General features: G+C 66.2%; 10 protein-coding genes. 9 read left to right on the top strand and 1 reads right to left on the bottom strand.

From position 1 onward, the window contains the following. Positions 1-66: 66 nt before the first annotated feature. The gene (locus GZ997_RS05330) at positions 67-678 is read right to left on the bottom strand and encodes an NUDIX domain-containing protein (protein WP_162679136.1); all 612 of its coding nucleotides are present in this window, start codon (positions 676-678) and stop codon (positions 67-69) included. A 172-nt stretch (positions 679-850) separates the two neighbouring features. Between GZ997_RS05330 and GZ997_RS05325 the strand changes: the two genes are divergently transcribed. The 9 genes from GZ997_RS05325 to typA all read left to right on the top strand — a co-directional run bounded on the left by GZ997_RS05325 (position 851) and on the right by typA (position 13,502). After that, a complete protein-coding gene (locus tag GZ997_RS05325; RefSeq protein ID WP_203234015.1) occupies positions 851-2,185 on the top strand; it encodes a hypothetical protein in 1,335 nt (444 codons plus the stop codon). A gap of 442 nt (positions 2,186-2,627) precedes the next feature. Then, positions 2,628-3,227, top strand: coding sequence for a biotin transporter BioY (locus GZ997_RS05320; protein WP_162679135.1), 600 nt, complete (start codon positions 2,628-2,630; stop codon positions 3,225-3,227). 159 nt (positions 3,228-3,386) lie between these two features. Further along, on the top strand, positions 3,387-4,298 hold the full coding sequence (locus tag GZ997_RS05315) for a bile acid:sodium symporter family protein (RefSeq protein ID WP_343212279.1): 912 nt from the start codon (positions 3,387-3,389) through the stop codon (positions 4,296-4,298). Between the two features lie 402 nt (positions 4,299-4,700). Beyond that, entirely contained in the window at positions 4,701-5,660 is a 960-nt protein-coding gene (locus GZ997_RS05310) for an ABC transporter permease (protein ID WP_161923646.1), read from the top strand. A gap of 92 nt (positions 5,661-5,752) precedes the next feature. Then, positions 5,753-6,694 carry an ABC transporter permease gene (locus GZ997_RS05305; protein WP_202616258.1) on the top strand — a complete coding sequence of 314 codons (942 nt, stop codon included), beginning with the start codon at positions 5,753-5,755 and terminating at the stop codon, positions 6,692-6,694. Further along, positions 6,691-8,853: an ABC transporter ATP-binding protein gene (locus GZ997_RS05300; protein WP_162679134.1), complete on the top strand. Its 2,163-nt coding sequence runs from the start codon at positions 6,691-6,693 to the stop codon at positions 8,851-8,853. Before GZ997_RS05305 ends, GZ997_RS05300 begins: the two co-directional genes overlap by 4 nt. 199 nt (positions 8,854-9,052) lie before the next feature. After that, positions 9,053-10,750, top strand: coding sequence for an ABC transporter family substrate-binding protein (locus GZ997_RS05295; protein WP_161923649.1), 1,698 nt, complete (start codon positions 9,053-9,055; stop codon positions 10,748-10,750). A 15-nt stretch (positions 10,751-10,765) separates the two neighbouring features. Continuing rightward, on the top strand, positions 10,766-11,425 hold the full coding sequence (locus GZ997_RS05290) for a PH domain-containing protein (RefSeq protein WP_162679133.1): 660 nt from the start codon (positions 10,766-10,768) through the stop codon (positions 11,423-11,425). A 154-nt stretch (positions 11,426-11,579) separates the two neighbouring features. Next, positions 11,580-13,502, top strand: coding sequence for a translational GTPase TypA (typA, locus tag GZ997_RS05285; RefSeq protein WP_162679132.1), 1,923 nt, complete (start codon positions 11,580-11,582; stop codon positions 13,500-13,502). The last annotated feature ends 25 nt before the right edge of the window (positions 13,503-13,527 follow it).

Here is a 13,527-nt window from a genome sequence, read left to right as displayed (position 1 = left end):
GGCGGGGCGCGGACACAGTCCGCGCCCCGCCGGCATCGTCTCGGGCGCGCGATCTGGGTGCGTGCCTCAGCGCGCGGTGAAGCCGAAGGACGTGATTGCCGGGGCGGGCCGCCCGGAGTCGAGCGCCGTCGCCAGGAGCCGCAGCGCTGCGAACTCATGCGGGGGTATCGGATCGGGCAGGGAGTCCAGCGCGAACCACTCCAGGCCTCCGCATTTAGCAGGCTCCTGGATGGTGGGGACGCCGTACCAGTGGGTGAGGGTGAAGAAGAAGTCAACGCGCTGCTCCAGTGCCGGCCCGCCGACCGCATTCGAGCGGTGCATGGCGGTCAGCGGCAGCAGCTCACCCGGGGCGATGACGACGCCCATCTCCTCGGCGCCTTCCCGTACGGCAGCCGCGGTCACCGACTCGCCCGGCTCGACGTGTCCCGCGATCCCGGCAGCCCAGTGCCCGTCCATGAACCCGGTGTTGCGGCGCAGCTGTAGCAGGACCTCGGTGTCTGCGGCCGGACCGGGGCAGGGACCGCCGTGGGGGCGATGCTCCCGGCTCACGCGGGTGGGACGTCCATCTAGCGCGGATGCGACGGTGTGCTCGCGCTGGCGTAGCAGCAGCACGTAGGCGGCTGGTACCAGGGCGAAGGGAGCGGGGTCAGGACCGGAAGGACGGGGGAGTGCGGGCATGGGCGCACGCTAATGCATCGCCTGCGGTGCGGCATTCACGCCGGAGCCCTACGGGGGACACAGGCGGCGCACAAGGGGGACGGCCACAGTGGTCGGTGACCAGTAACCCGGCGCTGCGGCGACGGCCGACTCGCGCGCCGTCCGGGCAACGCCGCACCTAAAGGAGACCCCCATGCGCTTTGGCGCTACTACCGAATACCGTACCGACCGCGAACCCGGCGACGGCAGCCGCCTCCACGCGCGGCGCCGTTCCATGCTGCTGGGCGGACTCGGCCTGGCCGCGGCCGGCGCACTGGCCGCCTGCGGCTCCTCCAGCACCTCCACGTCCACCGCCTCGCCCGCTACCGGGGGCGCCACCGCCGCGGCGGACGCCGCCACCGCCGACGAGACGCCCGCTACCGGCCCGGAGTACCACGAGGCATCGGAGTCGAACACGGTCCTGTCCGCAGGCTCCTGGACCGGCACCATCGGTGACAAGGAGATCAGCCTGAGCGGTGCCTACCTGGTGGATGGCATCGAGGCGACTATTGACGGCGGTACCTTCGAGTCCACCAGCGCCGACGAGGCTGTTTTCCTGGTGGTGAATGGAGGCAGCCTCACTGTGGCCAATGCCCGCATCAACAAGTCCGGCGACGCCTCCACCGATGGCGAGCACGGGGTGGATGACTCCTACAGCTTCTACGGGCTCAACTCCGCCGTGGTGGTGGTTGGCGCGGGCAGCAGCGCCAGCATCGGCCAGACCGCCATGACTACCGATGCCTCCGGCGCCAACGGGGTAGTCGCCACCGGCGGCGCCACCGCCGAGGTCACCGCCAGCGCCATCGCCACTACCGGCGAGTCCTCCCGTGGCCTGCACGCCACCTACGCCGGAGCGATCACCGGCGCCGACCTCACCATCACCACCGAGGGCGCCCACTGCGCGGCTGTCGCCACGGACCGCGGTTCGGGCACCGTGACGGTAGACGGAACCAACAACTTCACCACCGCCGGCGACGGCTCACCCTGCATCTACTCCACCGGCGAGATCACCGTCTCCGGCCTGACCGGCACCGCAGGTCAGGGGCAGGCGATCGTGGTTGAGGGCAAGAACCGCGCCACCGTCTCCGACTCGACCCTCACCACCGACTCGGAGACCGCCGGCGTCATGCTGTACCAGTCCATGTCCGGGGACGCAGCCGACTCCGATGCCGCCACCGAGGCCTCCGCGCTCGCGCTTACGAATGTGTCCCTGACCTGCAGCCGGGACGTACCGATCCTCTACGTCACCAACACCACCGCTGAGGCCACGCTCACCGGCTGCACCCTGGAGACCTCCGGCGGCCTGGCCATGGCCGATGAGGACCGCTGGGGCAACTCCGGCTCCAACGGTGGCAATCTGGCGCTGACTCTGGACGCCACCAGCTTCGGCGGCGCCATCAGCGCCGGCAGCAGTTCGTCTATCACTGTCAGCACGACCAACGGTGGTTCTGCTACCGGCACGACCTCCGGTGACGTCACCGTCGCCTGACGCCGCGGCTCGCAGGGCCTCTTGCGGCGTGCTTGGCGCGCCTGAGGCCGACACCTGTCATGGAATGCACCTCTTTCTGCGTCTGCTTCCCGAGGGGTATCCCCGCTCACCGCAGAATCATGCGATTCGATGCGGTGTGCCAGGGGCTGTTGCGGTTGAAAGTGGTGCATTCCGTGACAGGCGTACCTTGCCTAGCGGCCGCGGTGTGCCGCGGACACCGGCGTGGGCGTGTAAGCGGCGGTTACACGGGCGAGTAGGGGAAGGCCCTTGCCGTGTAGCTGGCATTCTGTTTGGCGTTGACGCGCTGACCGAGCTGCGGCACGGCCTTTGGCGGGTGAGCTAGCCAGTAGTAGGGAATTGGAGGAATTCCACAAGTTGCGCTCGCGGATACGGGCGGCAAACGGCGGTGTGTCATGGGCGCAGATGACCCTACGGTGGTGACATGAGCACAAACATGCGCCCTGCTGCCAGCCTCGAGGCCACCCCTGCCACCGCCGTACCCCTGATCCGCCGCGTGGCCCGCGAGGCCGCGCTCATCGTCGGTGGCGCCGCCGCCATCGCCCTGATCGGTCAGGTCGCCCTGCCGCTGCCCTTCACTCCAGTGCCGGTCACTCTCGGCACCCTTGCCGCCCTTGGCGTGGGCGGAGTCCTCGGTTCTCGCCGCGGCCTGGCCGCCGTGGCCCTGTTCGCTGCCGCAGCCGCCTTCGGCGCACCGGTGCTCGCTGGCTGGAACGGCGGCGTCACCGCCTCCTTCGGCTATGTGCTGGGGTATGGGCTGGCGGCGCTGCTGGCCGGCAGAGCTGGGGCCGTGCTTGTTGACCGTGGTGCAGGCGCTGCGGCCCTGCGCGCGATGGCGTTGCGGGTTGGCCTGATGCTCGCAGCCTCTGCGCTCGTGTACGTTCCCGGGCTCGTCTGGCTCCACGCCGCCACGGGAGCTTCCTGGGGCGTCACCGTTTCCCTGGGTCTCATGCCGTTTATCGTCGGCGACCTGCTGAAGTCCCTGGTTGCCGCACTGCTGCCCCGCCCGGCTGCCCTGCGCTGACTGGTGCTTCTCCCGGATCCTGAGAATGTCTGCTCGCCCGGAGGTGAGTGGCGATAGGACTACAGCGTGAACAGTCCAGCTGACTCCCCAAACACTTCTCAGCCTGTAGACCCGCGCCCGGCGGGGGCGGGACGCAGCGACGAGGACCGCTCGGCCTATATTGCCGTGACCGTCTTCCCGCTGCTGATCCTGCTGGCCTTTGCCGCCGCGATGCTCGCCCCCGAGGCGCTCAGTCCGCTGGCGGCGGGCACCAACTACGCCCTGGGCATCATTATGTTCGGCATGGGCCTGACCCTGACGGTCCCCGACTTCGCCCTGGTGGTGCGTCGGCCCCTGCCGGTTCTGGTGGGAGTGGCCGCCCAGTTCGTGGTCATGCCCATCATCGCCTGGACGCTGACCCGCATCTTCCAGCTGGACCCGGCCCTGGCCGCCGGCGTCATCCTGGTCGGCTGCGCGCCCGGCGGCACCTCCTCCAACGTCATCTCCTACCTCTCGCGCGGTGATGTGGCGCTCTCGGTGACCATGACGTCCATCTCCACCCTGCTGGCCCCGCTGATGACGCCGCTGCTGACCCAGTGGCTCGCCGGGCAGTACATGCCCGTCGACGCCGGCTCCATGGCGCTGTCGATCGTGAAGATCGTGCTGGTGCCGGTCATCGGCGGCCTGGTGATACGCGCTCTCCTGGGGCGGTATGTGGAGCGGCTGCTGCCGGTCATGCCCTGGATCTCGGTCCTCGGCATTTGCTACGTGGTGATCGCGGTCGTCTCCGGCTCGGCCGACAAGATCGCCTCCGTCGGCGTGCTGGTGGCGCTGGTGGTTGTCCTGCACAACTGCCTCGGCTACCTGCTGGGTTACGGGATCGGCTGGATCACCAGCCGCAATGAGAAGGCCTCACGCACCACCGCCATTGAGGTAGGCATGCAGAACTCCGGCCTGGCCGCGGGCCTCGCCGCCCAGTACTTCAGCCCGGAGGCGGCCCTACCCGGTGCGGTCTTCTCCGTCTGGCACAACCTCTCCGGCGCCGTGGTAGCCGCCCTGTTCCGCCGCCGGGACGCCCGCGCCGCCGGCTGAGGCATTGCGCGACGACGGCGGGCACCCACCTGCGCGGTGGGGTACCGCACTCGGGCCGAGCGAAGGTGGTGGGTTCTCGCGGATTCTCTGAAGCGAGCGGCGGGTTCGCGCGTGAGTAGCCCAGATCTGGGACCTGCTTCCGACCCGGTGGCGGGAATGTGGTATAGGTTACTTGCGCGGCCGGAAGTGGCCGGTTCTGCGCCGTCCATCGTTGGACATAACCCCCGGCTTTGACGTCCGGGGTGTCAGGCGCGTTTCGAAATGCGGGTATCGTGAGACGGTCCGTTCGGTCCCAAGGTCGCCCGCGGGTGGCTGTGTCTGGGCGGCACTGTCCGTAGCCGCACCGGAATCGGCTCCCACGCGGAGTCCGGGCCTCCGGCGGCCCGCCAAAGAGAAGACCGCATGTTTCCGTACCTAATGCGCAGGCTTGCGAACTACGCGATCCTGTTGTTCATAGCGACGTCACTGGCGTACTTGTTGGCATCGGCGTCCTTGGACCCCGCCAACAACTGGAACCGCGAGGACCCGTCGCTGAACTGGGATGCGATCAACGCTGCTCTCGTCCAGTACAACATCAGCTCGGACATGCCCGTGTGGGGCCGATACGTCACCTGGCTCCGTGAGGTGGTCACTTCCTGGGACTGGGGCGTCACCCCAAAGGGTGAATCGATCAACGCGTTGCTGGGAACGAAGATCGCCGTGTCGGTACGGTTGGTGTTCCTGGGCGCCATGATCGGCATGGTCGGTGGCGTGGCCCTGGGCGCCTGGACGGCGACCCGCCAGTACAAGTTCTCAGACCGGGCGATCTCCCTGCTCGCGATGATCGTGATCTCCACGCCGGCGATGGTGCTGGCGATTCTCCTGCAAGTGCTCGCCGTCCACATCAACCGGACCACCGGCTACCAGATCTTCGAGTTCACCGGTGAGGGCGAGGGTTTCCTGGGGCGGGCCCAGCACCTGCTGCTGCCGACGCTCTCAATGTCGCTGGGGTCAATCGCCTCTTACTCGCGTTACCAGCGCAACCTCATGCTCGATACGCTCGGCGCTGACTATGTGCGCACCGCCCGCGCCAAGGGGCTGCGCAAGCATCAGGCCGCCACTCGCCACGCCCTGCGCACCGCTCTGATCCCCATGGCCACCTACTTCGCCTTCGCCTTGGCCGGCCTGTTCACAGGTGCGGCGATCACCGAGCGCGTCTACGGCTGGCACGGCATGGGTGAGTACTCAATCAACTCGATCTCGAGCTACGACATCAACGGGGTGACCGCCGTGGTCGCGTTCTCAGGCCTGTGCACATTGGCCGGTGCGTTGCTGTCCGATGTCTTTGTCGCGATCGTTGACCCACGGGTGAGAGTGAGCTGACCGACATGCATGGCTCGACTAACGAACCAGACGGCGCCGTACAGCCCGATACGGAATCGACCGCCAACTTGAGTGGCACAGGGCAGTCCGCCATGGACCAGCCGGGACAGGCACCGGTAACCGTCGCGGACGGCGGCAACCTTCTGGACAACAACCCCAAGGAATCTAGGCGGCTTACCCGCGGGCGCATCATTCTGCGCCGCTTCCTGCGCAACAAGACCGCCGTATTCGGAGCTGTTGGCATCCTGGCCCTCGCACTGATGGCGATCTTCGGCAACCGTGTTGGTCAGTGGTCCTACACGGACGTCGACTCGAAGGCATTCCTGCAACCGCCCAGCGCCGACCACTGGTTCGGCACCACCCAGGGCGGACGCGACGTCTTCGCCATGGTGGTGGAGGGCACCCGCAAGTCGATGATGATCGGAGTGTTCGTGGCCCTCCTGCAGACCAGTATCGCCGCGATCATCGGTTCCTCCGCCGCCTATTTCGGCGGCTGGTGGGAGAAGGTCGCCCTGTGGGCCACCGACCTGCTGCTGGTGGTGCCGTCGTTCCTGATCATCGCGATCCTGTCCCAGAAGGCGGGGGCTGCCAAGGGATCGACCGCCCTTTTGATTGTGCTGCTGGGCGGATTCGGCTGGATGCTCACGGCACGCGTGGTGCGCTCGCTGACCCTCAGCGTCAAGAACCTCGACTACGTCAATGCGGCACGATTCATGAACGTACCCAGCCCCGTCATCATCGTCCGCCACATCATCCCCAACATCGCCTCACTACTGATCGTCGATGCCACGCTCAACGTCGCCTACGCGGTGCTCAGCGAGACGACGCTGTCCTACTTCGGTTTCGGTGTGCAGGCGCCGAACACCTCCCTGGGCACATTGATCGCGGAGGGACAGCGCTCCGCAACCACCTACCCCTGGATCTTCTTGGCGCCCGCCGCGGTGTTGGTGTTCATGCTCGTATGCGTCAACTTCATGGGAGATGGGCTGCGTGACGCCATCGACCCCTCGTCCAAATCCGGAGGCAAGGCATGAGAGCGACACGGCGCAACCGGGATACGGCCGCCAAGGCACAGGACTTGCCGGATCGGGAGGCTGATGCCCCGCTGCTGGAAATTGCAGATCTGCACGTCTCCTTCCCCTCCGAGAACGGCCGGGTCCACGCGGTGCGCGGCATCGACCTGACAGTTAGGCGCGGGGAGGTGCTCGCCCTCGTGGGTGAATCGGGCTCCGGCAAGTCGGTTACGTCCACGGCTGTCATGGGACTGCTTGACGAGACCGCGGATATTTCCGGGTCGGTGCGTCTGTACGGCACCGAGCTGCTCGGGCGCAGCGACGAGTACATGTCCAAGATCAGGGGCACCCAGGTCTCTATGGTTTTCCAGGACCCGCTGTCCGCCCTCACGCCCGTGTACACGGTTGGGGATCAGATCGTCGAGGCGCTGAAGGTCCACAACCCGGACATGCCCGACGCCGATGCCAACAAGCGGGCGGTCGAGCTGCTGGATCTGGTGGGCATCCCCAATCCGGAGGTGCGTTTTAAGGCCTATCCGCACGAGTTCTCCGGAGGCATGAGGCAGCGCGCCGTGATCGCCATCGCGATCGCCAACAACCCCGATCTGATCATCGCCGATGAGCCAACCACGGCGCTGGACGTGACCATTCAGGCGCAGATCCTCGATGTTCTGCGCACGGCGCAGAAGGAGACCGGCGCCGGCGTCATCATGATTACTCACGACCTGGGGGTCGTGGCCGGCATGGCCGACCGGGTCGCCGTCATGTACGCGGGGCGGGTTGTCGAGACCGGTAACGTCGACGACATCTTCTACCGCTCGCGCATGCCCTACACGATCGGGCTGCTCGGGTCGCTTCCCCGCCTCGACGCCAAGAAGGACTCCGCCCTGGCAACCCTTGAAGGCGCGCCGCCCTCGCTGCTGGAGGCGCCCACCGGCTGTCCATTTGCGCCGCGGTGCCCCATGGCGGTCGCGGAGTGCCTGGACGGCGAACCCGATCTGGTCCCGGTCCGCGACGACGCCTTGCCATCTGACTCCACTGCCGCTGAGCAGCAAAAGTCCGCCTGCCGTCGCTTCCCGGAGATCGAGAAGAACAACCTCGACTACACGGACATCTTCCCGGTCCCCTCCCTCAAGACCGCCGATGTCATGAACCTGCCCCACTCACAGCGCCCCGAGGTGCTGCGGGTAGGCGGCCTGGTGAAGGAATTCCCGCTGATGAAGGGTGCGGTGTTCAAGCGGCGCGTCGGCACCGTGCACGCGGTGGACGGCATCTCCTTCGATGTGCGCCAGGGCGAGACGCTGGCAATTGTTGGCGAGTCGGGCTGTGGCAAGACCACCACGCTTATGGAGGTGCTCAATCTGCAGGCGCCGCAGGACGGCAAAATCGTTGTCTTGGGCAGGGATACTGCTGCGATCAGCCGCGCTGAACGCAAGCAGATCCGCCGCGATTTGCAGGTCGTCTTCCAGGACCCCATGGCGTCCCTGGACCCGCGTCTGCCCATCTACGACATCATCGCGGAGCCACTGCGCGCCAATGGCTGGAGCAAGCAGCAGGTCGGTCCGCGCGTCGAGGAGCTCATGAAACTGGTGGGGCTCGAACCGAGCCACGCCAACCGCTATCCCCGCAACTTCTCCGGCGGGCAGCGCCAGCGCATAGGCATCGCCCGGGCTCTGGCCCTGGAGCCGAAGCTGCTCGTACTGGACGAGCCGGTCTCTGCTCTGGACGTGTCCATTCAGGCCGGCGTCATCAACCTGCTCGACGAGTTGCGTGCGACCCTGGGGCTCAGCTACCTGTTCGTGGCCCACGACCTGTCCGTGGTGCGGCACATAGCCGATCGCGTGGCCGTCATGTACCTGGGCAAGATCGTCGAGATCGGTGACGTCGATGCGGTGTTCTCCGCGCCGGCTCACCCGTATACGCAGGCACTGCTCTCGGCCATTCCGATTCCGGATCCGGCGAAGGAGCGCACGCGCAGCCGCATCATCCTGGAGGGCGATCTGCCGTCCCCGGCCAGTCCCCCCTCGGGCTGCCGCTTCCGCACTCGCTGCCCCAAGTTCGCGAACGAGCTGAATGAGGAGCAGAGAAAGGCCTGCCTGGAACGAATGCCGGACTTCACCGGCGAGGGTGAGGACCACGAGGTCGCCTGCTACTACCCAGAGCGTACCGCTGTGTTCTGACGTCATCAGCGAGTACCTAGCCCGGAGCAAGGTAGTAGTGACCAAGAACTACGAAACTGCAGGTCACACGATGTCGCAAGCAGGATGCGACTGCTGCAGATGAACGTATGATGTACACCATGCCCACGGCTTGACTGCGGCGGCAGCGTAGCGCCGCCCTGTCCAACCATCCGGATCCATCTCGAATCGGAGCTTTGATATGAACATCAACCGCCGCTTGTTCCTTGCCGGCTCGGCCTCCGCGGCAGTCATGGCCGCCCTGGCCGCCTGCGCCAAGAACACCGAGTCCAACTCGAACTCATCTGCCGATGCAAACGCCGAGATCGACTTCGACCAGGCGATGAATCGCCAAGAGCGCTCCTCCCTGCAACAGGGTGGCACCCTCAACTTCGCCATTTCCAACACCATTGCCAATTGGAACTATCATCACGCCAACGGCGTTAACGTCAATCTGCGTAATATTCTGGACTTCGTCTCCCCCTACCTCCTCGACTGGGCGGATGACGGCACCCCGACCGCGAACCCCAACTTCTACACCACCTTCGAGGCTGAGGATGTGGATGGCAAGACCGTCGCCACTGTGGCCCTAAATGAGAATGCCGTCTGGGGCAACGGGCGTCACATGGACTCCGAAGACATTGAGGCCTTCTTCGCTCACGCCGATGACCCCGAGTATCAGTGGGCCTCAACGGATGGTATCGCCGACGTTGAGTCTGTCGACATTATCGACGATCTGACCGCTAAAGTGACCTTCAAGTCGATTTTCCCCGACTGGACCAATCCGCTATCGTCCCTCTTTCCGAAAGAGCTATTCGTGGACGCCAAGACCTTCAACGAGTCGATGGCGGGCGCCGGCGCTTTCAACAACGACTACTTCGCCGGCCCCTTCAAGGTGGACTCCTACAACGAGTCCCAGCAGCTGGTGACCCTGGTCCCCAACGACCTGTGGTGGGGCGAGGCCCCACTGCTGGATAAGGTAACCTTCCGCGTCCTGGACCCTGCAGCCGAAGCGACCTCATTCGCGAACAAGGCGATCGACGTTATCGACTACATCATCTCGGCAGACGTTTACAACCAGGCCGCCGGGCGGGAGGATGCCGAGATCCGTCAGAACTTCGGCCTGCAGTGGCGGCATTTCACCATCAATGCGGCATCCGGTCCACTGGCGGACAAGGCTGTGCGTCAGGCGGTCCTGCGTGCCTGTGATCGAGCCGCTATTGCCTCCTCCGACCTGGCGGGACTGCCGATCGAGGTCGATGACGTGTTGCTTGGTAATCATTTCTTCATGCCGCCTCAGGAGGGCTACCAGGACAACTCGGGTGACTGGTCCTACGACCCCGACGCCGCCAAGCAGCTGTTGGATGACGCCGGCTGGGTAGAGGGGGCTGATGGCGTACGCGAAAAGGACGGTCAGCGCCTTAGCTTCACCTTTACGGTTCCCTCTGGGACTCAGACTACGGAGAATGAGGCCAACCTGCTGCAGAGTCAGCTCAGCGAGGTTGGTATTGAGATGAAGTTGGACCCGGTTGACGCCAATAGCTATTTCCCCGAGTACATCAACGCCAAGAACTATGAGATGACCGCCTTCACCTGGGAGGGTACTCAGTACCCTATGGCCAACATCGGTCAGATATACGGCTCGAGTTCTTTGAGTAACTACACGTCCCAGTCGATCCCGGAGATCGACGACTATGCTGCAAAGATTGCGTCGACTCCGGATCATGATGAGCGTATCCGCATGACCAATGAGTGCGACGTGCTCATCTGGGAGAACGTCATGAATTTCCCCATCTACGAGCGCATGCAGTTCACGGCCGTCCCGAAGAACCTGGCGAACTTCGGGGCCAAGGGCCTGGCCTACTTCCGTTCCGAGAACGTCGGTTACATCTCCGAGTAAGGGAGCCACGGGGCATTGCCCGCGGTCGTGATCCGCTCACTGACAGGTCGTGCTGGCACCCTGCTGACGGGTGCCGGCACGACCTGGGCCGTCATTACGGTTTGGCTCGCCGACGGTACTCGCAACGGGCTGCAGGCCCTGGGCTGCGGCCTGTTCCTGATGCTTGCGGTTTGGTGCTTGTGGTGGGCGCCGCAGCTCACCATCGCGGACGCCGGCATCACTGTGCGTAACGCATGGCGCACGCATACTGTCGGCTGGGATGAGGTGGAATCTTGCCGCACCCGCTGGGGACTGGAGATCATCACCGGATCCGGTCATACGGTCAAGGCCTCCGCCGCGCAGCGTGCAGGTGGGTTGTCGACATCCTTCCGCAGACGCCAGGAGTTGCGGGAGCGCGAACTGCTTGGAAGGGGCGGCCGCACGGGGCGGTACGCCTCCGCGCGCCGGACGGTGCCAGAGGAGTACCTAGCGGAGGGTGATTCCGTGTATCGCACCCGGATGGACGCCGATGCGGCGGGCGATCTCATCGCCGCATACCAAGAGGCCATTCTGGCCCGCAACAGCCGCCCCGAGCGGAAACAGTCCGAGACCAGGCAGATGAGCTCGCGGTGGAACCGCGCCCCCGTGGTGGCAGCGACCATCGCCGCCGTAATACTGCTGACGGGAGTGCTCTGAGCCGCCCCGGTCGCCGCCAGATCACGGGTCAACAGAGGTGAGCGGCCGCACAGGCCGCATGTCGCGCCTGTCATGGCCTGTCCGGCCGCAGTAGCGGTACCCTGCCTGAGTTTGTGCGCCCGCGGGCGCTTACCAAATGGAGGAAAGAGCCCACATGACTGTGCGCCAGGACCTGCGCAACGTCGCCATCGTCGCTCACGTCGACCACGGCAAGACCACCCTAGTCGACGCGATGCTCTGGGAGGCCGGCGCCTTCGGCAACCGCGCCACCGAGGAGAACACGACCGAGCGCGTCATGGACTCCGGTGAGCTGGAGCGCGAGAAGGGCATCACGATCCTCGCCAAGAACACTGCCGTCCACTACGCCGGTCCCGCGGCCATCGATGCGGGTCTTCCCGCCGGTATCACCATCAACGTCATTGACACCCCCGGCCACGCCGACTTCGGCGGCGAGGTCGAGCGCGGGCTGTCCATGGTTGACGGCGTCCTCCTGCTCGTGGACGCCTCCGAGGGCCCCCTGCCTCAGACCCGCTTCGTGCTGCGCAAGGCCCTGGCCGCCTCCCTGCCGGTCATCCTGGTGGTCAACAAGGTGGACCGCCCCGACTCTCGCCTGGACGAGGTCGTGTCCGAGACCACCGACCTGCTGCTCTCGCTCGCCTCCGACCTGGCCGATGAGCACCCGGACATCGACCTGGACGCCGTGCTGGACGTGCCTGTGGTGTACGCGTCCGCCAAGGCCCGCCGCGCGGACACCGTCAAGCCCGCCGACGGCGAGCTGCCCGCATCCAAGAACCTCGAGCCCCTGTTCCGCACCCTTATTGATCGCATCCCCGGCCCCTCCTACGACGAGTCCGCCCCCCTGCAGGCGCACGTGACCAACCTCGACGCCTCCCCGTTCCTGGGGCGGCTCGCGCTGCTGCGCATCCACTCCGGCACCCTGCGCAAGGGCCAGACCGTCGCCTGGGCCCGCCACGACGGCTCCCTCACCTCCGCCCGCGTCTCCGAGCTGCTGGTAACCGAGGGCCTGGAGCGCAAGCCCGCCGAGGAGGCCCACGCCGGTGACATCGTCGCCGTCGCCGGTATTGAGGACATCACCATCGGCGAGTCCCTGGTCGACCCTGAGGACCCGCGGCCCCTGCCACTGATCAAGGTGGACGATCCCGCCATCTCCATGACCATCGGTATCAACACCTCGCCGATGGCCGGCCGCACCAAGGGCGCCAAGGTCACCGCCCGGCAGGTCAAGGACCGCCTGGACCGCGAGCTGGTCGGCAATGTCTCCCTGCGCGTGCTACCTACCACCCGCCCCGACGCCTGGGAGGTGCAGGGCCGCGGTGAGCTGGCGCTGGCGATCCTGGTGGAGCAGATGCGCCGCGAGGGCTTCGAGCTGACCGTAGGCAAGCCGCAGGTGGTTACCAAGATGATCGACGGCAAGCGCCACGAGCCGGTCGAACGCATGACCATCGATGTGCCCGAGGAGCACCTGGGCGCCGTCACCCAGCTCATGGCCGCCCGCAAGGGCCGCATGGAGACCATGGCCAACCACGGCACCGGCTGGATCCGCATGGAGTTCCTGGTGCCCGCCCGCGGCCTGATCGGCTGGCGCACCCAGTTCCTCACGGAGACCCGCGGCACCGGCATTGCCTCGTCCATCTCCGAGGGCTACGAGCCGTGGGCGGGCCAGATCACCGCCCGCACCTCCGGCTCCCTGGTCTCCGACCGCGCCGGCGCCGTCACCGCCTACGCGCTGATCCGCCTGCAGGACCGCGGCACGTTCTTCGTCGAGCCCGGTCAGGAGACCTACGAGGGGCAGGTCGTGGGGGAGAACCCCCGCGATGAGGACATGGACGTCAACGTGGTGCGGGAGAAGCAGCAGACCAACATGCGCTCCTCTACTGCCGACGTCTACGAGGCGCTCACGCCGCCGCGACGCCTCACCCTGGAGGAGGCCCTGGAGTTCGCCTCCGAGGACGAGTGCGTGGAGGTGACTCCGGATGCCGTGCGCATCCGCAAGGTCATCCTCGACTCCCAGGAGCGTTTCAAGGACGCTGCCCGACGCCGTCGCGCCGGTGCCTGAGGTGGAGGGATCTCACTGCTCCACC

This window comes from Actinomyces sp. 565 (assembly GCF_010365615.1).
GTDB lineage: Bacteria > Actinomycetota > Actinomycetes > Actinomycetales > Actinomycetaceae > Actinomyces.
Note: the sequence above shows the minus strand (reverse complement) of the source record. Positions and strands in the feature narration are given on the sequence as shown.

Bases quoted from the DNA above. Each gene is read 5' to 3' on its own strand.
- GZ997_RS05330 (WP_162679136.1), bottom strand. From the start codon at position 678: ATGCCCGCACTCCCCCGTCCTTCCGGTCCTGACCCCGCTCCCTTCGCC.
- GZ997_RS05325 (WP_203234015.1), top strand. From the start codon at position 851: ATGCGCTTTGGCGCTACTACCGAATACCGTACCGACCGCGAACCCGGC.
- GZ997_RS05320 (WP_162679135.1), top strand. From the start codon at position 2,628: ATGAGCACAAACATGCGCCCTGCTGCCAGCCTCGAGGCCACCCCTGCC.
- GZ997_RS05310 (WP_161923646.1), top strand. From the start codon at position 4,701: ATGTTTCCGTACCTAATGCGCAGGCTTGCGAACTACGCGATCCTGTTG.
- GZ997_RS05305 (WP_202616258.1), top strand. From the start codon at position 5,753: ATGGACCAGCCGGGACAGGCACCGGTAACCGTCGCGGACGGCGGCAAC.
- GZ997_RS05300 (WP_162679134.1), top strand. From the start codon at position 6,691: ATGAGAGCGACACGGCGCAACCGGGATACGGCCGCCAAGGCACAGGAC.
- GZ997_RS05295 (WP_161923649.1), top strand. From the start codon at position 9,053: ATGAACATCAACCGCCGCTTGTTCCTTGCCGGCTCGGCCTCCGCGGCA.
- typA (WP_162679132.1), top strand. From the start codon at position 11,580: ATGACTGTGCGCCAGGACCTGCGCAACGTCGCCATCGTCGCTCACGTC.